This is a genomic window from Cupriavidus sp. H18C1 (genome assembly GCF_049311595.1).
In the GTDB taxonomy this organism is placed as follows: Bacteria; Pseudomonadota; Gammaproteobacteria; order Burkholderiales; family Burkholderiaceae; genus Cupriavidus; species Cupriavidus cauae.
In genome coordinates this window covers 1,195,130-1,219,860 of sequence record NZ_CP186009.1, presented here as the reverse complement: position 1 = coordinate 1,219,860, position 24,731 = coordinate 1,195,130, and the positions used below count along the sequence as shown (strand labels likewise).

The window sequence follows — 24,731 nt, the reverse complement described above, 5'->3', positions numbered from 1 at the left end:
GTCGGAACGATATGCTGCCAGCCGTCCACCTATTTCCCCATCACGGAAATCTGCTCGAACGCCATGTTCGTATAGCCGATCAGCGTGGCGCCCATCCAGTGATAGGTCATCACCAGCGTGACGCAGACCGCGACCAGCTTCAGCAGGAACTGGATCGTCTGGTCCTGGACCTGCGTCAGCGCCTGCACCAGGCTGACCAGCACGCCAACGACCGACGCCACGACGACGACCGGCAGCGACAGGATCAGCACCAGCCACAGCAGGTTGGACGCCAGCTGCGCAATGATTTCGTTGCTCATAGGTAGGACTGGATCAACTGGCCGAGCAACTTTTCCCAACCGCCGATCAGCACGAATACCAGCAGCTTGATCGGCAGCGAGATCGTCACGGGCGACACCATCATCATCCCCATCGCCAGCAGCACGTTGGAGACGATCAGGTCGATGGCGACGAAGGGCAGGTAGAGCAGCAGGCCGATCTTGAAGGCCTCGACCAGCTCGCTGACGGTGAAGGCCGGGATCAGCACCACCAGCGAATCGTCGGGAATGCGCTTGCGATAGGGCTCCGGCCACATCTTCTCGCCGATGTCCATGAAGAAGCGGACCTGCTGCGGGCTCGCCTTGCCCTTGATGAACTCGCGGTAAGGCTCGAGCACCCGGGTTTCGACCTGGCCGAACAGATCCGGCGCCTCCATCTTGATCGGATTGGCCTTCAGGTTGTCGCTGATCGCCATGCCCACCGGCGCCATGATGAACAGCGTCAGCACCAGCGACAGCCCGTAGATCGCCATGTTCGGCGGAATCTGCTGGATGCCGAGCGCATTGCGCAGCGTGGACAGCACGATCGAGATCTTCAGGAACGCCGTGCCCATCACGATGAAGAGCGGCAGCAGCGACAGGGCGAACAGCAGCAGGATCAGCTGCAGAGGATGATCGGCAAGCGACATGATGGGGTCCGTGGGTGAGCGATCATTCTCGGCATGCCCGGCACACGCCGGCATCGGGCCCATGCCTGAAATCGCCGGCCTTCACTCGATCCGCATCACCAGCTTGTCGCCCACGCGCAGCAGCGTGCCGTGCGCGACCGCCTGCCCGGAGACGGTCAGCGTGACCCGGCCGTGGCTGGCATGGGCAAGCTCCAGCATCTGCCCCGTCTGCAGCTCGCGCAACGTATCGAGGGACAGCGACAGCCGCCCCCACTTCGGCGACCGCCGTCAGCACGATGTTGTCGTCGTCGAGCTGGCTGCCGCGCAGCGTGGTCTCGGTCCCTTGTTCCATGCTGGTTTCCTCATTGCATGCGTATTCGATATGCCAGGCGCCGTGCGCGAAGCACGCCAGCGCCAGCGGCCGTTCGGCAACCAGCCAGGCGTGGCCGTGTTCGACCGCGGCGGGCCGCTCGAGCACGACGCCGTCGCCCGGCACCAGGCCTGCGAGTTGCGCGCGCGTCAGGCGTGCCCATCCGGCTGCGAGCGCGACCGGGATCGGCGGGATCGTCAGCGGCGGCCGCCGGTCTTCCATCGTTTGCGCCAGTGCGGCGATCCACGGTTCGGGCCAGTCCAGCAGGCGCAGGTCCAACTCGGCATCGGCGCGGCTCAGCGTCAGCGTGGGCGCGATCGCGCGCACGCAGCTCCCCGGCTCGGCGGCGCAGAAGTGCGGCAGGCCCAGACCGGCGTGGCGGGCATGGTGCTGCAGCGGCAACAGCGTCCATTGGCCCAGCAGCCCGAGCAGATCGGGCGGGATCTGCTGGAAGCGCTGTACCGCCAGGCGCGGCGCCAGCCATTCGCACCAGGCGTCGGCGTCGGCCCAGGCACGGGCGCGCTGCCCGTCGATCGACATCGACAGCACCACGCCGTCGCCGCCGCAGGACTTCAGGTCAAGCAGGAGCGCGGCGCCTTCGGGATGCGTATCGAGGTTGGCGGGGTCGCCGATGCCGTTGATGCCGCCGATGCCGTTGATGTCGCCGATGCCTCCGATGTCGCCGATGTCGTGCCTCTTGCCGCCGCGTGGGCCGTCAGCGCCGAAGTCGGCCGGCGCTTCGTGCCGGCCCGGTCCGTGCCGCACCACGCCGCCGGGCTCGCCCAGCAAATCATCAGCAAGCGGATCGCCGCCCAACGGATCACCGTCGAAGGCATCGAACCGCCTGATCGGATCCGCCAGCGGATCGGCCAACGCATTCGTCAGCGGATCCGCGGCGTCGAGACCTTCCAGCGCCTGCAGCGCGTCGAGCCCATCGCCGTGGCCGTGCGGACCGGCGCCGCCACGCCGGCCGCCCGCGGCGGCGCTGGACCGGCCGGGGCCGATCGCCCGCGCCAGTTCCAGGTCCTGATCGCTCCATTCATCGAGTAGCATCGGCTACCTCCAATCGAATCACTTCACCGGTCTGCCTGGCCACCTCGTCGCTCAACGACGACTTCGCCTCGACCAGGCGCTTGTGCTGCTGCCGGTTCAGCGGCCGCAGCGTGACGACGACCTGCCCCGCATGCAGCGACGCCTGCAGCTCCATGCCGGCCCATGCCCCCTGCGTAAAGCGGACATGCATCGCATTGCCGTTCAGGCGCGCCTGCGTACCCGGGGCGAAGCCATCGGCTTCGAAGTCGCCGGGCGCGGGCGCTTCGGCGCGGCCGGCGTCCGGGCCACCGCAGGCGGCCGTCGCGGCCGACTCGGGCCGCGCGCCGCCGAGCATCGACCACCATGCCGGCGGCAGGGGTGGCGGCGTCACAGTGGCATCCGCGTCCTCCGCGCCCCCGCTCGCGGGACCGCCTGCGCTTGCGCATGGCCGCGTCGAACTGCGCCGTCTGCTCCGGCTCCACCTTGCGGCGGTCATCGCGATCGCGGCCGCCCTTGGGCAGGACGCCGCCGACGGGAGACACACTCATCGCTGCTCCTCCATCAGCACAGCCAGCTTCTCCTGGCCGCGCAGGTTCTCCTTCAGCGCCCGCGCGGTCTGCGCTGCCTGGGCGCGGCAATCGGCGATCTGCTCGGCGAGCTTGCGCAGCGCGGCCTGCAGCTGCTGTTCGCGCTGATAGAACTCGGCGAACTGGCGCTTGAGCTTGTGGAAGTCCCGCGGGTCGACCGCGTGTTCGGTCTCGTTGGCGGCGCGCCACTGGGCGCGCAGATCGGCCTGCTCGGCCTTGCGGGTATCGGCCTGCTGCCGGCACTCGCGCATGTCGGCCTCGATACGGCGGGCGCGGTGACGCAGCACGCCTTCGCGGCAGGTCTTGATGGTGCGCAACTGGTCGAGCATCTGGGCGGTGGTGAGCCTGGCCATCATCCCTCCACGACCTGCCGCAACTGCCGCAGCGTGCCCTGGTAATCGGCGCGCTCGCCGGTGCCCTGGCACAGGAACGCCTCCAGTCCGGCGCGGCGATCCAGCGCGTCGTCGGCCTCGGCGTCGTGGCCGCGTTCGTATTCGCCCACCCGCAACAGCAGTTCGATTTCCTTGTACTGGGCCAGCAGCCGGCGCGCCTTGCCGGCCCACTGCCGGTGTTGCTCACCGGTGACCTGGTGCATCACCCGGCTGATGCTGGCCGGGATATCGATGGCGGGATAGTGGTTCTTTTCCGCCAGTTCGCGCGACAGCACGATATGGCCGTCGAGAATCGAGCGGACCTCGTCGGCGATCGGCTCGGTCATGTCGTCGCCCTCGACCAGCACGGTGTAGATGCCGGTGATGCTGCCGCTGGCCGCGCAGCCGGCTCGTTCCAGCAAGCGCGGCAGGCGCGCGAACACACTGGGCGGGAAGCTGCCGGCGGCCGGCAGTTCGCCGGCGGCAAGGCCGATCTCGCGGCCGGCGCGGGCAAAGCGCGTCAGCGAATCGACCATCAACAGCACGTTCAGGCCCTGATCGCGGAAGTACTCGGCGATGGTGGTCGCGGTGTAGACGGCCTTCAGGCGCTCCAGCGCCGGCCGATCCGAGGTGGATACCACCACCACCGACCGCTCGCGCGCCTCGGCCGTCAAGGTCTGATCGAGAAATTCGCGCACTTCGCGCCCCCCGCTCGCCCACCAGCCCGAGTACCACCACGTCCGCCAGGCTGCCGTCGCAGATCATGCCGAGCAGCGTGCTCTTGCCCCCCTCCCGCGGCGGCGAAGATGCCGATCCGCTGGCCGCGGCCGCAGGTCAACATGCCGTCGATCGCACGCACGCCCAGCGGCAGCACCTGATCGATCAGCGTGCGCGTCAGCGGATCGGGCACCGCGGCCTCCAGCGCGCGCGTCTCGCAAGCGGGCGGCACCGGCGGACCGCTCATCCGGCGGCCCAGGCCGTCGACCACCGAGCCGATCAGATGCGGCCCGACCGGAATGCGATGCTCGGTGCCGAGCGGGCGCACCAGCGCGCCGCAGCTCATGCCGATCGGCTCGGAGAAGGGCGACAGCAGCGCGATCTCGCGCTGCAGGCCGACCACTTCGGCCTGCATATCCGAACCGATCAGGCAGAGCTCGGCCAGCGCCGCGTCGGGCAGGCTGGCCTTGATCAGCGTGGGTCCGACCTCGACCACGCGGCCGAAGCGCTCCACGCCATCTTCCAGCGCCGGCAACGTCAGGCTGCCTGCCACCCGGGAGACGATCGCGTCGACATCAGGCATACGCATCGTCATACTCCCCCGATCATGTCGATATTGCCGAGCACGTGCAGTTGCACGTCGTCGCCCAGCTCCTGGTACGACAACACCGGCACGCTGAACAGCTCGCGCTCGAGGAACTTGCGCAGGAAGCGGCGCACGTCGATCGCCGTGACCAGCGCGCCTTCCATGTCCTCGCGTCCGGCAATGCCGGCCTTGATGCGCGCCACGATGGCTTCGATCTGGTCGCCCTGCAGGGTCGAGTAGGCGCCGGCGGCGGTCTGGCGCACCGAGTCGCGGATCATGTTCTCGATGCCGTCGCCGATCAGCCAGACGTTGATCCGCGCTTCGCCGCGCGCATGCCGTCCGACGATCTGGCGGCGTAGCGCGACGCGGACGTACTCGGTCAGCATCACCGTTTCCTTCTCCTTCGGTGACCACTCGATCAATGCCTCAAAGATGGTGCGCAGGTCGCGGATCGAGATGCCCTCGGCCACGAGCCGCTGCAACACCTCCGAGACCTTGCTGATCGGCAGCTGGCGCTGCAGCTCCTTGACCAGCTCGCCGTAGCGCGCCTCCATCGCGTCCATCAGATAGCGGGTTTCCTGCACGCCGATGAATTCGTCGGCGAAGCGGTCGACGGTCAGCGCCGCGGCGTACGACACCGCCTGCGATCCGGCGAGCAGCGACATGCCCGACTGCGCCAGCGAGGCCTGGTGCTCCGGCGCGATCCATTGCAGGGTCAGCCCGCCGAACGGCAGGTTGTCGACGCGCTCGGCGATCGGCATGGCGCTGGCCTGCCGGGCCAGCAGCAGTCGGCCAGCCGGCATGGCGACCTTCAGCACCGGCTCGCTGTACAGCAGCACGCTGAAGCTGCCGGCCGGCAACCCGGCTTCGGTGACAAGCTCGATCTTCGGCAGCGCGATACCGAGCCGCTCGAACTTCTGCCAGCGCAGCGCCTCCAGTGCCTCGGCGAGACCCGGGAGCGCCGCCACATCCTTGGCCAGCTTCAGCGACAGCGGCTCCGCGCCCGGCGTCATGCGCGTCTCGCCATCGCCATCGGCGACCGCACCGCCCTGGTCGGCCGTATTGGCGGCGGCCGCTTTGGCACGGCGGCGCGCATAGAACGCGACCAGTCCCAGCAGCGCACCCAGCGGCATGAAGATCAACGCGGGAAAGCCCGGCACCAGCGCGAACAGCAGCAGCACGCCGGCGGCAATCATCAGCGCGTTGGGCTGGCGCGAGAACTGGTTGACCAGATCCTGCGCCAGGTTCTCGCGCTTCTCGCCGGGCACGCGCGTCACCACGATGCCGGCCGCGATCGAGATGATCAGCGCCGGGATCTGCGCGATCAGACCGTCGCCGATCGACAGCACCGAGTAGACCTCGAGCGCCTTGCCGACGCCCATATCGTGCTGCATGGTGCCGACCGCGATGCCGCCGACGATATTGACCAGGATCACGATGATGCCGGCGATCGCATCGCCCTTGACGAACTTCATCGAGCCGTCCATCGCGCCATACAGCTGGCTTTCCTTCTGCACCAGCTGGCGCTGGCGCTTGGCCTCGTTGGCGTCGATCGTGCCGGCGCGCAGGTCGCCGTCGATGCTCATCTGCTTGCCGGGCATCGCGTCGAGCGAGAAGCGCGCGCCGACTTCCGCCACGCGCTCCGCGCCCTTGGTGATCACGATGAACTGCACCACCGTGATGATCGAGAACACGATGATGCCGACCGCGAGATTGCCGCCGACGACGAAGTTGCCAAAGGCAGTCACGATCTCGCCCGCGTCGTGCTGCAGCAGGATCAGGCGGCTGGTGCTGACCGTCAGCGCAAGCCGGAACAGCGTCGTGATCAGCAGCAGCGACGGCAACGCGGACAGATCGAGGGGATCGCGCACATAGATCGCCGTCATCAGCAGCAGCAGCGCAAGGCCCAGGTTGATGGCGATCAGCAGGTCGACCAGGATGGTCGGCAGCGGCAAGATCATCATGAACACCGCCACCATCAGCATGACGGCCAGCACGACGTCCTGCCGGCCGCCGACGGTGGCGAGCCAGGTACTGAGGCGCTTGATCATGGCCGTGCCCCGCGCCGTGCGAGGCGCTGTGCCCTGCCTTGTGCCCCTATGATGCGACCGAACACGTCGCCCAGCGCGGCGGCGGTCCGGCAGCCGAGGCCGACGGCCACCGCGCCGAGCACCAGCGCCAGTGCCAACGCGACGATCGCGGTGCTCCAGAGCAGCGCCAGCGGCAACAACAACGCCGCAAAGACGAACCTCATGCTTCCTCCTTCGTGCAGGCTTCCAGCAGCCTGCGTTGTGCCCGGACCGTCCGGTACCACAGCTCCGCGCCGCTGCCCGCGGGCATCGCGCCCGATACGAACAGGCAGTCGTCGACGCGGAACACCCGCAGCGGCACGCCGGCCATGCATGCGGGCGACCAGCGCGTCAGCAGCGAGCGCAGCGCCGTGTCGGCGACGTAGGGATCGACCGGCCGCATGGTGGACAGCAGCACGCGGCGGTCGCGTACTTCCATGAACACCTGGATCTCGCCGTCGCGTATTTCGACGCGGGGCTCGATCGTGATCGGCTTGACGTCCATCAGCCGAAACAGCTTTTCCAGATTGCGCAGCGTTCCAATATCCATCGGTGATCCAGGCACGACCCCGGCGGCGCGAGCCACCGGACGCGCTTGCTGTCCTCATTGCTTGCTGTGTCGCCATCGTGCGCGGCAGTCGCGGCACGCGGCATCGGGCCGATACCTGAAGGGGCGTCAGCCCGTGGCGTCGCCCTCTGCAGGGTCCGCGTTCTCGGCGCGATCGTTGAACTCGGCCAGCGCGGCCAGCACCTGCTGCCGGTGGTCGTCGTCGCGAAAGCACGGCTCCGGCAGCAGCTTGGCGAGCCGAGCGAGGTCGCGGACCAGCTTGAAGCCGCGCTCGCGGCCCAGCTGCATGCCGTCGACTTCGCCGCGGATCCAATCGTGGTAGAGCCAGGGCTGGTCGACCAGACGGATCAGCAGGCGCAAGACCGAATCGGGTTCGATCGGCGGGTCACCGAGGCCCCGCGCTATCCGGCCGCACTGCTCCTCGCATCCGAGGAAGATCAGCAGGCGTTTCAGGTCCCGAACCACGGCGGCGAGCTTGATGCCCTCGGCGGCGTCGTCCTCGATGCCGCTGAGTTCGGCCCCGAGCGCACGGATCAGTACCTTGACCTTGCGCCGGCGCTCGCCGATGCCGGCCAGCTGGTCCAGAAACGCCGCGATGCCCTGCTGCACCGCATCGGCGCGCTGATACAGCGACTTCAGTTGCGACATCAGTTCCGGCGTCATCGCGCCGAACTCGAGCCAGCCAAGCATGGCAAGCTCCCAGTCGCCGCTGGCGCCGAGCCGCCGCTCCAGGGCTTCCTCCAGACGGGTACGCTTGCGCCCCGGCCGGTGCTGCTGCGCCATCGCGGCGAGCAGCAATGCCATCGCCGCGGGATGCAGCTCGCTGCGTTCGATCGCGGCCAGCAGGCTGTCGACGTCCTCGATGTCGCCGAACTGCTGCAGCAACTGTTCGATGCGGGGGTCCTTGTTGGCCAACAGCGACTTGGCCAGCTTGCCGACGAAGGCGCGCGCGAGCAGCGCGTCGTTGCGGCGATCGCCGCGCAGCAGGGCGTGCAGCTTGGACGAGTGCACATTGGTGAGACCGGCCTCCTGCAGGCGGCGCGACGCGTTCAAGGCGCGCGCCGCGAGATCCATCGCCGAGCGGGCGGGACTGACCTGCTGTGGTCCGCGGCTCGGAGTGGCGCCGCCCTGCCCCGGGAGGATCGCCGGCGCCGGACCGGTCGGAATGACGGGCTTGGGCCCTTGAACTTTCGGGCTCATGCTGGCCATCCTGCCGGGTCGGCATCGGGCACGCCAGGATCGCGCCGCGGCGGGGAATGCTGGCCTCTCGCCATGTCGTCCAGATCGGCGATCAGGCCGTCCAGATGGTTCGCCAGGGCATCCGGGTCCTGTTGGAGGTGGCTGGGCTGGCTGCGGTGGCCTTCCACCGTGTCCGGGTCCTGTTCGCGGCGGCTGCGCTGGCTCCCTTCCATCGCATCCGGGACCTGTTCGCGCTGTTCTCGGTGGCCTTCCACCGCGTCCGGCTCGGCCGCCGGCGGGTTTACCGCGCTCGGCTCGGCGCCAATGGCGGCCAGCAGGACGGCGAGATGACGGTCAAGATCGATGCGCAGGTGCACGTAGGGACTGTCGATCAGCGCCTGGCCGGAAGCCAGCGCCGGCTCGGCGCTGATGGTGAATCCCGGCTCCGCCGGCAGTCGCGCCGCTACCGCTGCGAAGTCGTCGGGACACAGCCGCAAGGTGAAAGCACCGTGCGAGGACACGTCGCGCCAACGGGCGGCCACGCGCTGCGCGATCAATGCCGAGCGCTCGGCCTCGCCGGCAAAGCACGCGACGGCGTCGGCGATCACGGTCCGGCAGCGCGCTTCCAGCCGCTCGGCGATGACCGCCTCGAGCTCGCTCTCCTTCACCAGCCAGCGCAGCACGTCCTCGCAGATCGCATCGTGGGCCGCGCGCGCCGCGGCCCTCCGCGCGCCGCTCGCCTTCGGCACGCGCCTCGGCGAGGATCTGCGCCGCCTCGAGCCGGGCCTGGTCGCGGCGGCGCCGGCTGGCCAGCAGCACGGCGGCGGCCCGCGAGCGATTGCGGCGAAGCACGGCGGCCGCGTCGATGTACGCGTCCAGCGTCGCCGCCGGCACGACGCCGCCCACGGGCAATTCACCGCGGACCGCGGTGATCGTCAGTCCAAAGGGATTCATAGCAGACGTTCCAGGCGAAACAGCATCGGCAACGCAAGACCGGGCGGCGGCGTCGCCAGCAGTGCGCCCGGCGGCGGCAGGCAGATCGACAGCGCCTGCCAGACGGTGCTGCCGGGCAGCGTCTGCTCCAGCCACAGCCTGCCGAGCTCGCGCAGCCATTCGACAATCTGTTCGGGCGGGCGGCTCAGGGACGGGCCCTTGCCGTCCGGCACCAGCGCGGCGAGCTGGTCGCAGCCGTCGTCGCCCAGTATCGCCAGCAATTGCCGCCGGTAGTCGCCGAGCAGCAGCAGTTCGGGGGCGCGCGCGGCGACGGCTCCCAGCGCGACGAGCAGCACCGGCAGCCGCGGCTCCAGGGCCAGCAAGCGGCGTTGCTCGTCGGACAGCGCGGCGGGCAGCGGCGCCGTCGGGAATCCACGGCGCTGCACGATCAGCGCGTCGAGCGCGCGGCGGCTGCCGGGATGGCGGCGATAGTCGTCCCGCCACGCGTCGAGCCCGAGATAGCCCCACCACCCGCGGTGCATGACCGCGCCCGGTCGCCACGCCAGCGCGTGCAGGCGCTGCACCGCCGGGCACAGGCGCTGCTGCGCGCGTGCGCCGGCCTTGGCGGCATCAGACATCGACACTCCCCCTTGCGCCGGGCGATCCAGAGCGACAGTCCGGCCATCGCGCAGAGCGCCAGCACGCCACCGGCCACCGCGGCCGCTGCCTGCGCCGGCTGCGCCTGCAGCCACTGCCGCCAACGCGACGGCGGCGCCTCGGCCGCCGGTGCCTGATAGCGATAGTCGGCGGCCTGCATCACCACGCTGATCTGGTCCGACGCGATATCGGGCACGCCATCGCGGATCAGGCTGCGGATCTGCACCTCGTAGTTGGCGAGATTGAACTGCGGCGAATACTTGATGAACACCGCCGCCGACGGTGCGCCGGTCGGCTTGCCGTTTTCATCGACCTTCTGTGCGATCGACACCTTGGCGCCGATCACGCCGTCCATCGCCGAAATCATGCTTTCGAGCTGCTGCTCCTTGAGCAGCTGCATCTTGGCGCGCTCCTGCGCGGGCGATGTCACCAGCTGGTTCGACGGAAACAGGTCTTCCATGCCGAGCCGCTTGTGATGGGGGGAAGCCGTTCTGCCGCAGGACCTCCACGGCATTGATGAACTCGCCCTTGTCGACGCGCAGCGTCACCGTGCCGCCCTTCTCCACCACCTTTTCCGCGGGGGATATGGCGCAGCATCAGCAGGGCCAGCATCTGGTTCGCCTCGGCCTCGGCGACATTCGAGTACAGCGTCATCTTGCAACCGGCCATGGTGGCCGCGGCGAGCACGGCCAGGGCAATCGTGCGGAAGCGCTTCATTGCATCGTCGTCAGCTTGTTGATCGACTGCGACAGCGTCCCGGCGATCTTCGCGATCAGGTCGACGCCGTTGCGCATTTCGAGCAGTGCCTGCTGTGTCCGCATCATGGTGGCGGGATCCAGTGGGGAGCTCGCACCGACGGTCTGCACACGTGCGGAGACCGCGGCATCGGCCTTGCGCACGGCGTCCGTGGCAATCGCCTCCGGCTTCGGTACGCGGGTGGACATCGCATCCATGAACGCCTGGATGTCGGCTGCCGCCGGCTCCTTGCTGGTGGCGGTGGCCAGCATCTGGCCGGCGACGGTGGTGGGGTCGATATTCATGATGAAAACCTTCGAAACTCGGTGGCCTCAGCGCCTCAGTGGCCTCAGTGGCGCGTGCGGGTGGCGGGGGGATATCACGCGGGGCGTCGTCGCGGCATCGCGCCTGGCGGCGATCAGCATCGCCAGCAGCAGAGCCGGTGGATCGTTGCGCTCGCCCAGGCAGGCACGCGCCTCGGCAAGCCGGCCGCTTTGCATGTACAGATGCGCGCGGCAGATGGCGCGGTCGTGTTCGTCGTCCACCAGCAGGTCGAGGGTGTCGAGAAACACCTCGATCTCTCCGAGCAGGCGCTGGTTACCCGCGGCAAACGCCAACTCGACCAGCAGACGCCTGACCTCTCTTGGCAAGGGCCTCATGGCTACATCTTCTGGATGATGCCGGCGATCATGTCGTGCACCGCCTTGATCAGCGAGCTTTGCAGCGCGGTCATGTTGGTAAAGGCTGCCGTCATCTTCTGGGCAAGGATGAAGTCGGTGGTCTCGCCGGTGCTGACCGCGCGCTGCACCGCTTCGGCCATGTTGAAATTGGCGGAAGCGACCGGACCGTCGATGCTATCGATCAATGCGTTTGTGTTGACACTCATGTCTCTATTCCTCGTTCGCTGCGTCGTTGATACTTTGGTGGTGCTGCCTGAGCAGCCGAGGACTCGCCTCGTAGCGCCGGCGGAAGCTGACGCTGAAATGCGCGTGGCTGTTGAAGCCGCACTCCTGCGCGATATCGGTGACCTTCATCGAGGTCAGCAGCAGCAGTTCCCGCGCTCGCTGCAACCGGCGCTCCAGCAGCCAGTTCTTGGCCGACACGCCGAACTTCTCGTAGAACATCACGTTCAGCTTGCGCACCGGGATGCCGAGCGCCTTGGCGTACTGCGTGACCGGCCACGCGCTCATGCTGTTCTCCTCGATGAACTCGAAGAAGTCGCGGCTGCTGTCGATCAGGTGGTGCAGAAGCCGGGAGAAGTACTCCGGCTCGGTTCCCATGCAGTAGACGTAGGCGAAGCGCAGCATCGCGCGCGGCTCGGCGGAACCGAGATGCCGGATCACGTTGATCGTTTCCTCCGGCACCGTGATCCGCTTGACCGGTTCCCGCCAGAACTGCGTGCCTCGTCGGTAACGGCTCGCGAGCTCATGCAGTTCGCGGTAGATGTCCTGGAAGTCCCCCGAATGGAAGACATAGGTATCGATGCCATCGCGCGCCGGAATCGCCGTCGCATTGCCGTTGGTAAAGACCAGGCTGCATGCCGGCACCTCGTACGTCTCGCCGTTGCACTCGATCCGGCCGGACCGGCTGAAGATCATTAGCTTGACTGCCCCCATCTTTCCCTCGAACACTCGTGCTCAGTGGCTGCATCATTCCATCGCCGGACCCGGATACCGATCCGGTGATGACCTGAAAGACGTCGCTGTCCGGCGTCGTGAGCGATCGGTTCGATGGGTTCGATTCGATGCGTTGGACGGCGCCGGACAGCGCACCGATATCAAACCATTTATCGAATGAACTTTGAGAATTTGAGGGTCTACTCGAATCGTTTAGAGAAAGTCTTGATCGATTTCTTATAACTTCTTTCTCGCAACCCGAAATGTGAGACGCGTACGGCGGTTTGCGTGCGCGAACGCACGGTCGAAGACCTTCCGATCGTGGATGCGGACAGCGCAAACATGCGATCACGCGCTTTGCGTTCCGACTTGATGTTGGAAAGATGTCGGAAACGATGTTGGAAAACGTGCGAGCAAAAAAATCCGCCTGTGACAGGCGGACAAAGCAGAGGCGGGGGAGGCCGGGAACGAGTCCGACCGGCGCGAAGTGTCACCCTCCGTCGCTGCGGGTACATCAGAAAATCGCGCCCGATTTTCGATCTTCGACAGCGCGATGGCACGCCGAGATTCGGCCACTCCACAGCCGACAGCATCGACGGCACATCCATGGGGCAAGCGCCACTTCCCTCGCCGATTCCCCCGGCGGTATAAGTGAAGCCGCAGCGCGCGCGACGTTGCCCCGGCGTTGCCTGTGCGTAGCGGGACGGCACCGTATCGATGTCTCTTCTGCTTATCCTTTACATCGCGTATCGAGCGGAAACCATGCGCATTCTCCTGATCGAGGACGACCTGCAGATCGGCACCAGCCTGATGCGCGCACTGAAGGAAAACATGCAGTGCAGCGTCGACTGGGTGCGCGACGGCGTCGCCGGCCAGCACGCGATCGAGCAAGGCTCCTACACCATCATCCTGCTCGACCTCGGCCTGCCGCGCATGGGCGGTCTCGATCTGCTGCAGCGGCTGCGGGCGCAGGGCAATCAGACTCCGTTGCTGATCCTGACGGCCCATGACGACCTGGACACGCGCGTGCAGGGGCTCGACGCGGGCGCCGACGATTTCGTCCTGAAGCCCTTCGAGGTTCCGGAACTGCTGGCGCGCATGCGTGCCGTGCTCCGGCGCAAGGCCGGCTACGCGACCTCCAGCCTCGGCGACGACACCATCCGCCTCAATCTCGATACGCGCAGCCTGACGGTGGACGGCCATACCGAAACGCTGTCTGCACGCGAGTTCGCGTTGATGTTGGCGCTGCTCGAACGGCCGGGCACGATCCTGTCGCGCAATCAGCTCGAGCAAAAGATCTATGGCTGGGGCCAGGAAGTCGAAAGCAATGCGGTGGACGTGCTGATCTACTCGGTGCGCAAGAAATTCGGCGCATCGGCCATCCGCAACGTGCGTGGCCTCGGCTGGACGGTTCTGCTGGGCGGCGACAAGGTCAAGCGCGATACGGGGCCGGCCGCGCCCGAGTCCGGCACGTGGGATCGCGGCGCCCCGAGCCATCCCGCAAGCGATCCCGAGAGCGGTCCCGACAGCGACCCGCCAAACGATCCACCAAGCTGAATCTCGCGGCCAGCAGTCCGGCGCGTACCTGCCAGATCCACATGCCCGCCCACACCGCACTGCATCGCCCCACGTCCCCGGCGCCGCACGCCGCGCGATCGCGCAACCGTTCGCTGAGCCTGATGCTGAGCCTCGCGCTCAGCACGGTAATCGCCGTCTTCGCGCTGCTGCATACGGCGTGGACCTACGTGCTGGCCACCTCCGAGATCCATGAACTGCTCGACCGCCGCCTGCAGGAAGTCGCGGCGCGCGTCAGCGACGACATGACGCGGGCAATCGACCCGCTCTACCTGTATCGCGACGCATCCGATGGCATCGTGATCCAGATCTGGCTCGGCGCGCCGAAGCCGACGCTCCATCCCGACAGCGACCAAATCGCTATCGGCCGCGAGGCGCCGCCGGGATTGTCGACGCAGACGGTCGACCAGGAACGGTGGCGGGTGTACTCGGAGCACGGCCCGAACTGGACCATCAACGTCGCGCAGCGCGAAGCCTCGCGCAAGCGCATCGCGAAAGACGCGGCGATCGCCAGCGCGACGCCGGCGCTGGTGATGATGCCGCTGGCGTGGCTGGCGATCTTCGTGACGGTCAGGCGCGCGTTGCGCCGTGTCGGCGCGCTGGGCGAGCGCGCGGCGCGCCTCGACATCGGCCACCTGGAGCCCCTGCCGACCGACAAGGTGCCACGCGAACTGCTGCCGCTGGTCCAGTCGATCAATCTGATGATCACGCGGCTGTCGCAGTCGCTGCGGGTCGAGAAGAAGTTCATCGCCGATGCCGCGCACGAGCTGCGCAGTCCGCTGACGTCGCTGCAGATCCAGGCCGACAACCTCGGCCGCACACTGTCGGAGCCGGACAGCCTGCGCGAGTACAACGCGCTGCAGCAGGTGATCGCACGCAGCACGCGCATGATCTCGCAGCTGCTGCGGCTGGCACGGGCGGACGCCCCGCTCGAGCGCACCTCATCGCAGCCGGTGGCCATTCGCGATGTGGTGCCCGACGTCATCGAGATGCACTTGCCTCGCGCGGCCGCGCACGGCATCGACCTCGGCGTCGAGCAACTGGAGGACCTGCAGGTGCGCGCCAACCTTGCCGATGTGCGCACCGCACTGAGCAACCTGGTCGACAACGCTATCAAATACACACCCGACGGCGGCACGATCGACCTGCGCGCCTATCGCGAAGCGGGGCTGGGCTGCATCGAAGTGCGCGACACTGGCAACGGCGTCGCGCCGGAGGCGCTGCCGCGCGTGTTCGACCGCTTCTTCCGCGCCGACGCCCACGGCACGGAGGGCAGCGGCCTGGGACTGGCGATCGTCAAGGCGATCGCCGAGCGATACGGCGGCGACGCCAGCATCGACAACCGAGGCGACGCGCCATCCGGTGTGGTCGCGCGCGTGCGCTTTCCGCTGGCGCATCGATGACGGTGCTGGCGTGCCGCCGCGAGTTCATTGACGCGGTCGGTGCGGGGTCATCGCCGCGGTGGGTCGCCGCGGGGATTGGCCGCGGGGATTGGCCGCGGGGATTGGCCGCGGGGATTGGCCGCGGGGGATTCGCCGCGGGGATTCGCCGCGGGAATTGGCCGGGGGGATTGGTTGGGGGTGATTGCCGCGCGTTGATTGCGGCCGCATGATTGCCGCAGCGTTATGGCTTCGCTGGCTCGGCCACACGCGACAGGATCTGGTAACCGATCGTCACCCGCTGATCGACCGGATACGCCTTGTTGGCCAACAGCACGATGCCGATCCGCTTGTCCGGCACGAACGCGACATAGGCCGAATAGCCGTTGGTCGAGCCGGTCTTGTGCAGATACGCCGGCTGCCGGGATTGCGCGGCGGCGTCGATCGGCGTCGCAGCCTCGGCGCGAAGGATCGCCGCGTTGCCGGCCAGCAGCTGCTGCAAGGTCGCGGGATAGCGATACTGTTCCCAGATCAGGTCCTGCGTGATGGGCCCTGCGCGAAAGCGCGGCACGTGGGTGCGCGCGATCGCCTGGCGCAGCGCGTCGTCGATGCGTGCCCCCGGCATATTCGCTTCGACAAAGGCCAGCAGGTCGCCGGACGACGAGCGGATGCCATAGGCGGGCTCCCACAGATACCCCTCCTTCATCCGGATCGGCGCATCCGTTGCGGTATAGCCCTGCGCATAGTCGGCCTGCCTGTCGGCGGGCACCTTGAAGTGGCTGTGCTTCATGCCGAGCGGCTCGAACACGATCGTGCGGATCAGCTCGCTGTACGGCCCGCCGAGACGGTTCGCCGCAATCGCGCCGAGCAGTCCGATGCCATTGTTCGAATAGACGCGATGCGTGCCGACCGGATAAGGCGGGCGCCATGCCGACAGGTATTCGAGCATGCCGCGCTCGCTGTCGATCCGCTCCGGCACCGCGAGCGGCAACCCTGAGGTATGCGTGCCGAGATGGAGCAGCGTGACCTTGTCGAAGGGGCCACCACGCAGCGCGGGCAGATGGCGGCTGACCGGGTCCTGCAACGACAGCTTGCCGCTCGCCTCGGCGTAGGCCGCCAGCGTGGCGGCAAAGGTCTTGCTGACCGAGCCGATCTCGAACAGCGTTTCCTTCGTCACCGGCCGGCCGCCCTGCCTCGCGGTCTGCCCATAGTTGTAGAAGTAGCGCTTGCCGTCGACGGTCACCCCGATCGCCATCCCCGGAAGTCGATGCTGCTCGATCACGGGCTTGACGACGGCATCCACGATCGCCGCCATCCTGGCCGCCTCGTCTTCGGCGGCGTAGGCCTCTGCGTTGACGCCAGGCAGGGCAAGCAGGGAGGTAAGCAGGCCGACCACCAGTGGGAACAGCGGCTTCGATGATTTCATGGCTATGCGGGGCAGGATGCGCTATGCGGGATGCGGGCTGCGGAATTCGGATTGCCGGCAGATTGGCGTCGCGTGAATCGGTATGGCCGCAGTGTAGGGAATGCCGGCAGCACCGTGTCGAGCCGCGCTGTAACGGCTGTCACCTCAGGGGGGACGTCGCAGGGTGAGCATGCCGGAATCGGCGGCGATGGCGCGGCGATGCCTGCGCCATGAGCGCAAAGGGCGAGGCAAAGACCGACCGCAAAGGCGGGGGGCAAAGAGGGAGCGCCAAGCCGAAGCGCAAAGCGCGGAGGCAAAGAAAAAGGGCTTCCAGTGATGGAAGCCCTTCGTATAGGTGGCGCGGCTGGCAGGATTCGAACCCACGACCCCTTGGTTCGTAGCCAAGTACTCTATCCAACTGAGCTACAGCCGCACGCGAGGGCGCAATTGTATCGCAGTGGCGTGGGAACGCAAGCCCTTTTTTGCGAGCCGATGCTCCGGCCCCGCCGTCGCTACCGGCAGTCCATCGGCAGTCCCATCGGCAGTCCCCACCAGCGGCCACCACCAGCGGCCACCACCAGCGGCCACCACCAGCGGTCACCACCGGCAGTCGCCACCGGTCACCACCAGCAGTCGCCACCAGCAATCACCACCGATAGCGCGCACCGATGATGCCGCCCGCATTGCGGCCGGTCTTGACCTTGACCCAGATCTTGACGCCGCCGCGCGTGCTGCCATGCGCGCCGATATTGAACGAGAACAGGCCGCGCAGCAGATCGGTGTCGATGCGGGTGCCGTTGATGTTGATGGTCTTGCGGCTGCTGTCCTGCCAAAGGTCGGCCTCGACGAAGGGATAGACCCCGGCCAGCCGGGTCGGCTGCGCGCCGTAGAGTCGCACCGCGAGGCCGGTCGCCCGGTCGTCCGCCGGCATCGCGGCCAGCGCGGGGTTGGGCAGGCCATCGTCGCGGGGCTGGTAGGCCAACTGGACGCGCGGCTGGATCGTGACCCCGCTGCGCGGCAGCACCGCGTCGAGCGCCAGCGACAGCGTGCGCACGCGCGTATCGACGAATCCGCTGGCGGAGGCGGCATCGTCGGCGTGCAGCAGCCATGTGGGCCGGCGCGCGCCATCGCGTGATTCGGCGGCGAGGGCCGCGCGAATCGCAGTCTCGGATTCCGCTGCGATCTGTGCCAGCGCGGATCGTGGCGCCGGAGACGGCGGCGATGCGGAGGCTGAAGATGACGGCGATGCAGAGGCCGAAGTCGACGGCGATACCGCCGAAGACGGCAGCGATGCGGAGGCCGACGATGACGGCAGCGAGGCGAGCAGTACCGGCGCGGACGATGGCGTCGATGACTCGGGAAGCGATGGCTGCGGCGTGGATGCGTCCGCGGCGGAATGCGCCGGCTGGAAGGGATCGGACGGTGGCGATGTCGAAGGCGGGTCCAGCGCGGTCAACAACGCGGCGGCCTCTTCCTCGCCCAATGGCTGCCAGCCGAGCCCGCCGTCGCTGCCGGGGGGCCCGCTCTCGGCCTGGGCCATCGCGGTCAAAAAGATGGCGACGCAGGAGCCGTAGCGCCATCGGTGACAGCGGCAGGTCCTTCGATGGTTGGTGCCTGTGCAAGCCCGGCCAGCGGCAACGCCGGTCTTCCTCTCTCTCGACAACAAGACCATGTCCATGGCGACCACCTTCGGGCTGATGTCAGCGTGCCCGATTTGATCTGAGCATAGGTCAAAGGCAACGCAACCGTTAGGGGCGTCAACCCGATGAAGGCCCGCTCGCGCGCGCTACGTCAGCGGCCACGCGCACGCACTGAAACGGCGCGCCGCGATATGGAATCGCGGGGGGAATCGGCGGGAATCGGCGGCGAGACAGGAGGTCATCGCCGAGGGAATGGGGACGGCGCGGGAGGTGATACGACGGGGAAACGCACGAAGGAAGCGCGCCACGAAAGCGCGCCAGCAAGACGGCACGAAACGCGGACGAAAAAGAAGGCCGTTGCGATTTGCAACGGCCTTCTCTTCAGGATTTTGGTGCCCAGGAGAGGACTCGAACCTCCACAGTGTTGCCACCGCTAGGACCTGAACCTAGTGCGTCTACCAATTCCGCCACCTGGGCTTCGTTCGCCGCTTCCGTGTCTTGCGTCACGTTTGCTGCGATGCGAAGACCGCAATTATGCAGATCCCATCGAGGGTCGTCAACACCCTCACACAAAAAATATTTACCCCGATGCCGGCGGCCGCGCCGCCGCCGCGCCACCGACGCGGAAGTCGACCCGCTCCGGCCTGCCGGGCAGGCGCAGCGCGGCCGTGGCCGGCGGCGTGCTGGCGATGACCTTGCCCGCGCGCAGCACCAGCAGCCGGGTCGCGCGCAGGCGCAGCGCCTCGACCGGATCGGCGGCCTGCAGCAGCACCAGGTCGGCGCGGCAACCGGGGGCGATGCCGTAGTCCGTCAAACCCAGGATTCGTGCCGGGGTCTGCGTGACCGCGTCGAAGCAGGCGCGCATCGCCTGCTGTCCCGTCATCTGCGCGACATGCAGGCCCATTTGCGCGACCTCGAGCATGTCGCCCGAGCCAAGCCCATACCAGGGGTCCATCACGCAGTCGTGGCCGAACGCCACCGGCACGCCGGCGGCCAGCAGCTCGGGCACGCGTGTCATGCCGCGCCGCTTGGGATAGCCGTCGTGCCGGCCCTGCAGCGTGATGTTGATCAGCGGGTTGGCGATCGCCGCCATGCCGGCCTCGCGCATCAGCGGCAGCAGCTTGGACACGTAGTAGTTGTCCATCGAATGCATCGACGTCAGATGCGAGCCGGCCACCCTGCCCTGCAGGCCCAGCCGCACCGTTTCGGCGGCCAGCGTCTCGACGTGGCGCGACATCGGATCGTCGGTCTCGTCGCAATGCATGTCGACGGGCAGCCCGCGCTCGGCGGCCAGCTCGCACAGCAGCCGCACCGACGCCGCGCCGTCCGCCATGGTCCGCTCGAAATGCGGAATGCCGCCGACCACCTGCACGCCCATGTCGAGCGCGCGCTTCAGGTTGTCGAGCGCACCGGGGCTGCGCAGCACGCCGTCCTGCGGAAAGGCCACCAGTTGCAGGTCGAGGTAAGGCCGGACTTGCTCGCGCACGTGCAGCAGCGCCTCGACCGCCAGCAGCCGCGGGTCGCAGACATCGACATGCGAGCGGATCGCCAGCAGGCCGCGCGCCACCGCCCAGTCGCAATATGCGAGCGCGCGCTCGACCAGCGCCTGCTGCGTCAGCAGCGGCTTCAGTTCGCCCCACAGGGCGATGCCCTCGAGCAAGGTACCGGACTGGTTCACGCGCGGCAGCCCGTGCGACAGCGTCGAGTCCATATGGAAATGCGCGTCGACGAACGGCGGCGACACCAGCTGGCCCGCGGCGTCGATCTGCTCGGCCGCCTGCGCCGGCAGCGCCGGCTCGACGGCGACGATGCGGCCGTCGGCAATGCCGATGTCGATGCCGGTGCGGCCGTCGGGCAGATTGCAGTCGCGAACGATCAGATCGAGCATGTCGGGGAGCTCCGGGATATTTCGGGATATTCGGGATATTCGGATATTCGGGATGTTTGGGATGGGCCGGGTGATCGCGGTGATCGGGGTCTTCGGGATGCTCGACGTATTCGACGTATTCGACGTATTCGACGTATTCGACGTATTGCTTGCGCGCTTACGGCAAGGGATCGGCATTGCCCTGGTAAGCGCCGCGCCGCTGCGCCCCTGCTTGGCGCGCCACGGCCGCCCCGCCCGCCCCCCGCCGCCCCGGATGCCGCCGCACCGCCCCCCACGCCGGCCTGCGCGGGCCGGCGCGGGCGGCGTCAGGCCGCAGCCGCGCAGCACCAGTGCGATCAGATGCTCGGTCGCCCGTTCGTAGTCGCGCCGCTCCAGCCGCTGCACGCCGAGCACCGCGCAGATCTGGGCCTCGAAGTCGGCATAGGTCTGCGTGGCGGCCCAGATCGTGAAGAACAGATGGCTCGGATCGATCTGCGCCATCCGTCCCGCGGCGATCCAGCCGTGGATCACCACCGATTTGCGGCCCACCAGGCTGCGCAGCGCGTCGCGCAGCACGTCGCCGATCTCGGGCGCGCCGTGCAGCAACTCGTTGGCGAACACGCGCGACGCGTCGGGATAGCGCGCCGACAGCCGCATCTTGGCGCGGATGTACTGCTCGAGCGCGGCCTCCGGCGAGCGCCTGGCGCTGATGATGTCGGCCTGCGACAGCCACAGCCGCAGCGTATTGGCGAGCACCGCGCGATAGAGCGCCTGCTTGGTGCGGAAGTAGTAGTGCAGATTGGACTTCGGCACGCCGGCGCGCGTGGCGATCTCCGCCATGGTGGCGCCGGCAAAGCCGGCCCGCGCGAACACCGCTTCGGCGGCACGCAGGATGCGTGCCTCGTTGCGCTGGCGGATCCGGCCGGCGTTGCCGTCGCGGCCGGCCAGCGCCTGCAGGCGCGCGGCGGGAGCTAGCGCGTCCATGGCGAGGCTTGGCGCAGCGAGTGCAAGGCCAGCGTCGTCACGGCCGGAGCCATGCCGGCAGCCATGGCGTCAACGCGTGCCGTAGAGCCGGTCGCCTGCATCGCCAAGCCCCGGCACGATATAGCCGTGCTCGTTGAGCTGCTCGTCGATCGCGGCGGTGACGATCGCGACATCGGGATGCGCGGCCTGCAGGGCCCGCAAACCCGGGCGCGAGGCGATCAGGCAGACGTATTTGAGCGCGGTGACGCCGGCCTCCTTGAGCCGGTTCAGCGCGGCGATCGCGGGAATTGCCGGTCGCCAGCATCGGGTCCACCACGATCACCTGCCGCTCCTGGATATCGTCCGGCATCTTGAAGTAGTACTCGATCGGCTCCAGCGTTTCCGGATCGCGGTACAGGCCGATATGGCCGACCCGCGCCGCCGGCAGCAGGTCGAGCATGCCATCGAGGAAACCGTTGCCCGCGCGCAGGATCGACACCAGGCACAGCTTCTTGCCGGACAGCATCGGCGACTGCATCGGCGCGATCGGCGTCTTGATCGCCACGGTCTCCATCGCCAGGTCGCGCGTGGCCTCGTAGGTCAGCAGCTGCGCGATCTCGCGCACCAGGCGGCGGAAGTTGTCGGTAGTGGTGTCCTCGCTGCGCACCAGCGTGACCTTGTGCTGGACCAGCGGGTGGTCGACCACCATCACGGAAGCGGGGGCTGGCGCAATGGGCGGCACGCCCGCGGGCAATCCCGTGGGCAGCCCCGTGGACAGCGCCACGGACGGATCGACGGACAGATCGGCAGACAGGGCGGTCGCGATGGCACTCCTCGATGCGGCCGTGGCCGGGTGCGGCCGGGGCGGAACGACGGCGTGCAGGCGCGTAGCGTTTGCGACAGCCGCGCCCTGCACGGGCTCAGGAACTCAGAACACGGTGCCGTCGCTGTCGATCGCGAACGGCGGCGGACCGCCCGGCCGGCGCTTGGCCGCGATGCGCCGGCCCGCCGCCCAGGTACCGCCCTCCAGCACGCGCGCCAGCGGAAAGGCCTCGGCGGACAGGCCCAGCGCTTGCCGCGTGGCCTCGGCGACCAGGTCCAGGCCGGTCACCGTCAAAGCGCGCCATTCGACGATGGCGGGCTCGTCGACCCGGTGCACCGCCTCGGCAAAGCTAGCATCGCGCGGCACCATCAGCTCGAAGTCGTACAGCAGCCCGCCGTTGCGATATTCGGGCAGGCCGGTCAGCGCATCGAGTCCGGTCACCGTCAGGCCGCCGTCCTCCAGTGGCTCGAGCAGCGAGTAGGTCAGCCACTGCGTCAGCTTGTGGAAGGGCACCAGGCCGTCGGGGCTGGCCGGATGGCGCCAGCAATCGCCGAGCGACACGCCGTCGAGCTGCAGCCGCCCCGGCCAGACCGGCCCCAGCGCGACCAGCAGCGTGCGCAGCACGAACGCCGCGTCGATGCGCCCCTCGGTGGCATGCGCCTTCAGATAGTCGAACAGGTTGCCGAGTCTTGCCGGCTCGCCGAACACCGCCGGCGTGGCCTGCGCGACCTTGCCGAGCCGGCGCACCAGACCCGCGCGGCCCTCGAGGCCGACCAGCGGATTGTGCTGCGCGACTTGGAAGGCAGTGGCCAGCGTCGAGGGGTCGATCTGCGCCAGCCGCTCGGCATCCGAACGCAACGGCTCGTCCGGCGTCGCGGAAAAACCGCCGCGCGCGAACAGGTCGAAGCTCGCCACGCCCAGCCCTTCGGAGCGGCTCAGGCTCAGGTCGCTGGCCGGGTCGCGGTAGCGCCAGTCGGGCCCGGCGCCCGCGTCGAGCAGCACGCTCGGAATCACCAGGTCGATGCCGATGCGCGCGCGCTCTTCGCGATGATCGTCGCCGGTCAGCGCCGCGCGTTCGCACAGGATGCCCCAGCGGTCGCGCAGCTCGCCCGGTCCGCCGCTTTCGAAATGGCGCCAGCGGCTGTGGTAGGGCACCTGCAGATCGCGGTAGCGCGAGCGGATGGTGGTCGCCACATAGTCGGCGATCGCCGGGACCCGCTCGGGATGCCAGCGGAACCACTGCGAATCGCCGGCCGCCACCGCGGCCGTCACCGCGGCGCAGCGCGCGCGCACCGCCTGCGCCGTCAACAACGCCGACGCCGGATGATCGGGTTCCACCCAGCCTTGCCAGCCCTCGCGCGAAGCACGGGCCTGCGCGCCGGCTTGCCCCGCCGCGCCCATCGATGCCGCATCGTTTCGTTCTGTCATTCGTCCAGTCCCCTGCCCTTGGCCACCGTCAGTTCGGTGGCGTCCGGAGGCGTGTAACGGGTGAAGTAGCCCGCCGCCACCTTGGCGTCGATCTCCACCCTCGCATCGGCCGGAATCAGCGCATCGGGAATCGGCACCTGCTCGACCACTTCGATTCCCTGCGCGACCAGCGCGCCGTGTTTCATATTGCTCATCGAGGCCCAGCGATCAATGCGACGGATGCCCAGCCAGTGGAAGACATCGGGCATCAGCTCCTGGAAGCGCATGTCCTGCACGCCGGCCACGCATTCGGTCCGCGCGAAATAGGTTTCGGCGCGGTCGCCGCCGACCTGCCGCTTGCGCGCGTTGTAGACCAGGAATTTGGTGACCTCGCCCAGCGCGCGGCCTTCCTTGCGGTTGTAGACCACCAGTCCGACCCCGCCCTGCTGCGCCATCTCGATGCACACCTCGATACCGTGCGCCAGGTACGGGCGGCACGTACAGATGTCGGACCCGAACACGTCCGATCCGTTGCATTCGTCGTGCACGCGGCAGGCGACAGGGGTCTGCGGCTTGCCCAGCTGGCTGACGTCGCCGAAGAAATACAGCGTCATGCCGCCGATCGGCGGCAGGAAGACCTTCAGATCGGGACGGGTCACCAGCTCGGGGAACATGCCGCTGGTCTGCTCGAACAGGCTGCGGCGCAGCGCGCTTTCCTTGATGCCGAAGCGGCGCGCCATGCCGGGCAGATACCAGACGGGATCGACGGCGGCCTTGGTTACCCGCACGTCGCCGTTGGCAAACAGGATCCTGCCGTCGGGAATCAGCCGGCCGGCGGCGATCGCCGCCATCAGTTCCGGCATGTTGATATGGGCGCGGGTGACGGCGATGGTCGGCCGGATGTCGACGCCGGCCGCGATGCGGTCGGCGAAGACGGTGGAGACCAGATGGCCCCACGGGTCCAGCGACACGATCTTGTCGGGATCGCCCCATTGCGGATGCGGTCCGATCGGCTCGGCGGGCGCGGTGTCGGTCAGGTCGGGGCGATGGTCGCGCTGCAGCGTGCCTGAAGCGACGGCCAGCGCGCGATAGACCGCGTAGGCGCCGGCATGCGTCCCGATCACGTTGCGATGCGCCGGATTGGTCAGCGTCGCGATCACGGGTCCGCGCTCGGCCGCGGTCGGCGCCCCCCAGTGGATCGGCTCTGCCGGCTTGTCGCGGCGTGCGTGCGAGGTCAGGACGATGTGATCGGACATGGCAGCCTCGGGGCGTGAATCCTGACCAAACGGTCAGGTTTACCTTGATGGTAGGCAATCGCCATGCCAAG

The 24,731-nt window shown here is 68.2% G+C and carries 26 protein-coding genes, 2 tRNA genes and 3 pseudogenes; 3 read left to right on the top strand and 28 right to left on the bottom strand.

The window, feature by feature from the left end; all coding sequences use genetic code 11:
- Positions 1-29: 29 nt before the first annotated feature.
- The 19 genes from sctS to OJJOAM_RS21205 all read right to left on the bottom strand — a co-directional run bounded on the left by sctS (position 30) and on the right by OJJOAM_RS21205 (position 12,345).
- Positions 30-299 (bottom strand): type III secretion system export apparatus subunit SctS, encoded by a 270-nt coding sequence (gene sctS / locus OJJOAM_RS21295; RefSeq protein ID WP_422649737.1) that lies wholly within the window; start codon positions 297-299, stop codon positions 30-32.
- Positions 296-946, bottom strand: a complete 651-nt coding sequence (gene sctR, locus OJJOAM_RS21290; protein WP_422649736.1) for a type III secretion system export apparatus subunit SctR — start codon at positions 944-946, stop codon at positions 296-298. The genes sctS and sctR overlap by 4 nt, the downstream gene beginning before the upstream one ends.
- 22 nt (positions 947-968) lie before the next feature.
- Entirely contained in the window at positions 969-2,348 is a 1,380-nt protein-coding gene (locus OJJOAM_RS21285) for a hypothetical protein (RefSeq protein WP_422649735.1), read from the bottom strand.
- Complete coding sequence (locus tag OJJOAM_RS21280; RefSeq protein ID WP_422649734.1) at positions 2,335-2,718, bottom strand: hypothetical protein; 384 nt, start codon at positions 2,716-2,718, stop codon at positions 2,335-2,337. Before OJJOAM_RS21280 ends, OJJOAM_RS21285 begins: the two co-directional genes overlap by 14 nt.
- A 153-nt stretch (positions 2,719-2,871) precedes the next feature.
- Positions 2,872-3,267: a hypothetical protein gene (locus OJJOAM_RS21275; protein WP_422649733.1), complete on the bottom strand. Its 396-nt coding sequence runs from the start codon at positions 3,265-3,267 to the stop codon at positions 2,872-2,874.
- Complete coding sequence (locus OJJOAM_RS21270; protein WP_422649732.1) at positions 3,267-3,983, bottom strand: hypothetical protein; 717 nt, start codon at positions 3,981-3,983, stop codon at positions 3,267-3,269. The genes OJJOAM_RS21275 and OJJOAM_RS21270 overlap by 1 nt, the downstream gene beginning before the upstream one ends.
- Positions 3,956-4,591: a hypothetical protein gene (locus OJJOAM_RS21265; RefSeq protein WP_422649731.1), complete on the bottom strand. Its 636-nt coding sequence runs from the start codon at positions 4,589-4,591 to the stop codon at positions 3,956-3,958. Before OJJOAM_RS21265 ends, OJJOAM_RS21270 begins: the two co-directional genes overlap by 28 nt.
- A gap of 2 nt (positions 4,592-4,593) precedes the next feature.
- Entirely contained in the window at positions 4,594-6,639 is a 2,046-nt protein-coding gene (locus OJJOAM_RS21260) for an EscV/YscV/HrcV family type III secretion system export apparatus protein (RefSeq protein ID WP_422649730.1), read from the bottom strand.
- Entirely contained in the window at positions 6,636-6,842 is a 207-nt protein-coding gene (locus OJJOAM_RS21255) for a hypothetical protein (protein ID WP_422649729.1), read from the bottom strand. The genes OJJOAM_RS21260 and OJJOAM_RS21255 overlap by 4 nt, the downstream gene beginning before the upstream one ends.
- A complete protein-coding gene (locus tag OJJOAM_RS21250) occupies positions 6,839-7,207 on the bottom strand; it encodes a hypothetical protein (protein WP_149316183.1) in 369 nt (122 codons plus the stop codon). Before OJJOAM_RS21250 ends, OJJOAM_RS21255 begins: the two co-directional genes overlap by 4 nt.
- A 126-nt stretch (positions 7,208-7,333) precedes the next feature.
- Positions 7,334-8,425, bottom strand: a complete 1,092-nt coding sequence (locus tag OJJOAM_RS21245) for a TyeA family type III secretion system gatekeeper subunit (RefSeq protein WP_422649728.1) — start codon at positions 8,423-8,425, stop codon at positions 7,334-7,336.
- Complete coding sequence (locus OJJOAM_RS21240) at positions 8,422-9,153, bottom strand: hypothetical protein (RefSeq protein ID WP_422649727.1); 732 nt, start codon at positions 9,151-9,153, stop codon at positions 8,422-8,424. Before OJJOAM_RS21240 ends, OJJOAM_RS21245 begins: the two co-directional genes overlap by 4 nt.
- 201 nt (positions 9,154-9,354) lie before the next feature.
- Entirely contained in the window at positions 9,355-9,879 is a 525-nt protein-coding gene (locus OJJOAM_RS21235) for a type III secretion system domain-containing protein (RefSeq protein ID WP_422649726.1), read from the bottom strand.
- On the bottom strand, positions 9,786-10,454 hold the full coding sequence (locus tag OJJOAM_RS21230; protein WP_422649725.1) for a hypothetical protein: 669 nt from the start codon (positions 10,452-10,454) through the stop codon (positions 9,786-9,788). Before OJJOAM_RS21230 ends, OJJOAM_RS21235 begins: the two co-directional genes overlap by 94 nt.
- Complete coding sequence (locus OJJOAM_RS21225) at positions 10,421-10,711, bottom strand: hypothetical protein (RefSeq protein ID WP_422649724.1); 291 nt, start codon at positions 10,709-10,711, stop codon at positions 10,421-10,423. The genes OJJOAM_RS21230 and OJJOAM_RS21225 overlap by 34 nt, the downstream gene beginning before the upstream one ends.
- A complete protein-coding gene (sctI, locus tag OJJOAM_RS21220) occupies positions 10,708-11,034 on the bottom strand; it encodes a type III secretion system inner rod subunit SctI (RefSeq protein WP_422649723.1) in 327 nt (108 codons plus the stop codon). Before sctI ends, OJJOAM_RS21225 begins: the two co-directional genes overlap by 4 nt.
- Before the next feature lie 27 nt (positions 11,035-11,061).
- Positions 11,062-11,346 carry a DUF1039 domain-containing protein gene (locus OJJOAM_RS21215; RefSeq protein WP_422649722.1) on the bottom strand — a complete coding sequence of 95 codons (285 nt, stop codon included), beginning with the start codon at positions 11,344-11,346 and terminating at the stop codon, positions 11,062-11,064.
- A 44-nt stretch (positions 11,347-11,390) separates the two neighbouring features.
- On the bottom strand, positions 11,391-11,615 hold the full coding sequence (locus tag OJJOAM_RS21210; protein WP_422649721.1) for an EscF/YscF/HrpA family type III secretion system needle major subunit: 225 nt from the start codon (positions 11,613-11,615) through the stop codon (positions 11,391-11,393).
- A 4-nt stretch (positions 11,616-11,619) separates the two neighbouring features.
- Positions 11,620-12,345: a helix-turn-helix transcriptional regulator gene (locus OJJOAM_RS21205; protein ID WP_422649720.1), complete on the bottom strand. Its 726-nt coding sequence runs from the start codon at positions 12,343-12,345 to the stop codon at positions 11,620-11,622.
- A gap of 762 nt (positions 12,346-13,107) precedes the next feature.
- Here OJJOAM_RS21205 and OJJOAM_RS21200 point away from each other — a divergent pair.
- Positions 13,108-13,767: pseudogene (locus OJJOAM_RS21200) on the top strand (response regulator transcription factor); the annotation flags it as partial.
- A 176-nt stretch (positions 13,768-13,943) separates the two neighbouring features.
- Positions 13,944-15,323 (top strand): sensor histidine kinase, encoded by a 1,380-nt coding sequence (locus OJJOAM_RS21195; RefSeq protein ID WP_422649719.1) that lies wholly within the window; start codon positions 13,944-13,946, stop codon positions 15,321-15,323.
- A 220-nt stretch (positions 15,324-15,543) separates the two neighbouring features.
- On the opposite strand, the gene ampC is transcribed toward OJJOAM_RS21195, so the two are convergent.
- From ampC to OJJOAM_RS21180, 3 genes are all read right to left on the bottom strand, one after another.
- Positions 15,544-16,725 (bottom strand): class C beta-lactamase, encoded by a 1,182-nt coding sequence (gene ampC, locus OJJOAM_RS21190; RefSeq protein ID WP_422649718.1) that lies wholly within the window; start codon positions 16,723-16,725, stop codon positions 15,544-15,546.
- A 335-nt stretch (positions 16,726-17,060) separates the two neighbouring features.
- Positions 17,061-17,137, bottom strand: a tRNA-Arg gene (locus OJJOAM_RS21185).
- Between the two features lie 213 nt (positions 17,138-17,350).
- Complete coding sequence (locus OJJOAM_RS21180) at positions 17,351-17,758, bottom strand: hypothetical protein (protein WP_187829065.1); 408 nt, start codon at positions 17,756-17,758, stop codon at positions 17,351-17,353.
- Here OJJOAM_RS21180 and OJJOAM_RS21175 point away from each other — a divergent pair.
- On the top strand, positions 17,751-18,278 hold the full coding sequence (locus OJJOAM_RS21175) for a hypothetical protein (protein WP_422649717.1): 528 nt from the start codon (positions 17,751-17,753) through the stop codon (positions 18,276-18,278). The genes OJJOAM_RS21180 and OJJOAM_RS21175 overlap by 8 nt on opposite strands.
- Before the next feature lie 456 nt (positions 18,279-18,734).
- Here OJJOAM_RS21175 and OJJOAM_RS21170 read toward each other — a convergent pair.
- The 6 genes and pseudogenes from OJJOAM_RS21170 to OJJOAM_RS21145 form a co-directional block, all read right to left on the bottom strand.
- Positions 18,735-18,821 (bottom strand) — tRNA-Leu (locus OJJOAM_RS21170).
- Positions 18,822-18,924: 103 nt separating this feature from the next.
- Positions 18,925-20,232 (bottom strand): amidohydrolase family protein, encoded by a 1,308-nt coding sequence (locus OJJOAM_RS21165; RefSeq protein ID WP_422651004.1) that lies wholly within the window; start codon positions 20,230-20,232, stop codon positions 18,925-18,927.
- A 366-nt stretch (positions 20,233-20,598) separates the two neighbouring features.
- Positions 20,599-21,051 (bottom strand): annotated as a pseudogene (locus tag OJJOAM_RS21160) (TetR/AcrR family transcriptional regulator); the annotation flags it as partial.
- A gap of 213 nt (positions 21,052-21,264) precedes the next feature.
- Positions 21,265-21,883: pseudogene (gene upp, locus OJJOAM_RS21155) on the bottom strand (uracil phosphoribosyltransferase).
- A 219-nt stretch (positions 21,884-22,102) separates the two neighbouring features.
- Complete coding sequence (locus OJJOAM_RS21150) at positions 22,103-23,425, bottom strand: URC4/urg3 family protein (RefSeq protein WP_422649716.1); 1,323 nt, start codon at positions 23,423-23,425, stop codon at positions 22,103-22,105.
- Positions 23,422-24,660 (bottom strand): GTP cyclohydrolase II, encoded by a 1,239-nt coding sequence (locus OJJOAM_RS21145; RefSeq protein WP_422649715.1) that lies wholly within the window; start codon positions 24,658-24,660, stop codon positions 23,422-23,424. Before OJJOAM_RS21145 ends, OJJOAM_RS21150 begins: the two co-directional genes overlap by 4 nt.
- Positions 24,661-24,731: the final 71 nt, after the last annotated feature.

Excerpts from the sequence above, each read along its gene's own strand:
- sctS (WP_422649737.1), bottom strand. The coding sequence starts at position 299 with ATGAGCAACGAAATCATTGCGCAGCTGGCGTCCAACCTGCTGTGGCTG.
- sctR (WP_422649736.1), bottom strand. The coding sequence starts at position 946 with ATGTCGCTTGCCGATCATCCTCTGCAGCTGATCCTGCTGCTGTTCGCC.
- OJJOAM_RS21285 (WP_422649735.1), bottom strand. The coding sequence starts at position 2,348 with ATGCTACTCGATGAATGGAGCGATCAGGACCTGGAACTGGCGCGGGCG.
- OJJOAM_RS21275 (WP_422649733.1), bottom strand. The coding sequence starts at position 3,267 with ATGGCCAGGCTCACCACCGCCCAGATGCTCGACCAGTTGCGCACCATC.
- OJJOAM_RS21265 (WP_422649731.1), bottom strand. The coding sequence starts at position 4,591 with ATGCGTATGCCTGATGTCGACGCGATCGTCTCCCGGGTGGCAGGCAGC.
- OJJOAM_RS21260 (WP_422649730.1), bottom strand. The coding sequence starts at position 6,639 with ATGATCAAGCGCCTCAGTACCTGGCTCGCCACCGTCGGCGGCCGGCAG.
- OJJOAM_RS21255 (WP_422649729.1), bottom strand. The coding sequence starts at position 6,842 with ATGAGGTTCGTCTTTGCGGCGTTGTTGTTGCCGCTGGCGCTGCTCTGG.
- OJJOAM_RS21250 (WP_149316183.1), bottom strand. The coding sequence starts at position 7,207 with ATGGATATTGGAACGCTGCGCAATCTGGAAAAGCTGTTTCGGCTGATG.
- OJJOAM_RS21245 (WP_422649728.1), bottom strand. The coding sequence starts at position 8,425 with ATGAGCCCGAAAGTTCAAGGGCCCAAGCCCGTCATTCCGACCGGTCCG.
- OJJOAM_RS21235 (WP_422649726.1), bottom strand. The coding sequence starts at position 9,879 with ATGCACCGCGGGTGGTGGGGCTATCTCGGGCTCGACGCGTGGCGGGAC.
- OJJOAM_RS21230 (WP_422649725.1), bottom strand. The coding sequence starts at position 10,454 with ATGGAAGACCTGTTTCCGTCGAACCAGCTGGTGACATCGCCCGCGCAG.
- OJJOAM_RS21225 (WP_422649724.1), bottom strand. The coding sequence starts at position 10,711 with ATGAAGCGCTTCCGCACGATTGCCCTGGCCGTGCTCGCCGCGGCCACC.
- sctI (WP_422649723.1), bottom strand. The coding sequence starts at position 11,034 with ATGAATATCGACCCCACCACCGTCGCCGGCCAGATGCTGGCCACCGCC.
- OJJOAM_RS21210 (WP_422649721.1), bottom strand. The coding sequence starts at position 11,615 with ATGAGTGTCAACACAAACGCATTGATCGATAGCATCGACGGTCCGGTC.
- OJJOAM_RS21205 (WP_422649720.1), bottom strand. The coding sequence starts at position 12,345 with ATGGGGGCAGTCAAGCTAATGATCTTCAGCCGGTCCGGCCGGATCGAG.
- OJJOAM_RS21195 (WP_422649719.1), top strand. The coding sequence starts at position 13,944 with ATGCCCGCCCACACCGCACTGCATCGCCCCACGTCCCCGGCGCCGCAC.
- ampC (WP_422649718.1), bottom strand. The coding sequence starts at position 16,725 with ATGAAATCATCGAAGCCGCTGTTCCCACTGGTGGTCGGCCTGCTTACC.
- OJJOAM_RS21165 (WP_422651004.1), bottom strand. The coding sequence starts at position 20,232 with ATGCTCGATCTGATCGTTCGCGACTGCAATCTGCCCGACGGCCGCACC.
- OJJOAM_RS21150 (WP_422649716.1), bottom strand. The coding sequence starts at position 23,425 with ATGACAGAACGAAACGATGCGGCATCGATGGGCGCGGCGGGGCAAGCC.
- OJJOAM_RS21145 (WP_422649715.1), bottom strand. The coding sequence starts at position 24,660 with ATGTCCGATCACATCGTCCTGACCTCGCACGCACGCCGCGACAAGCCG.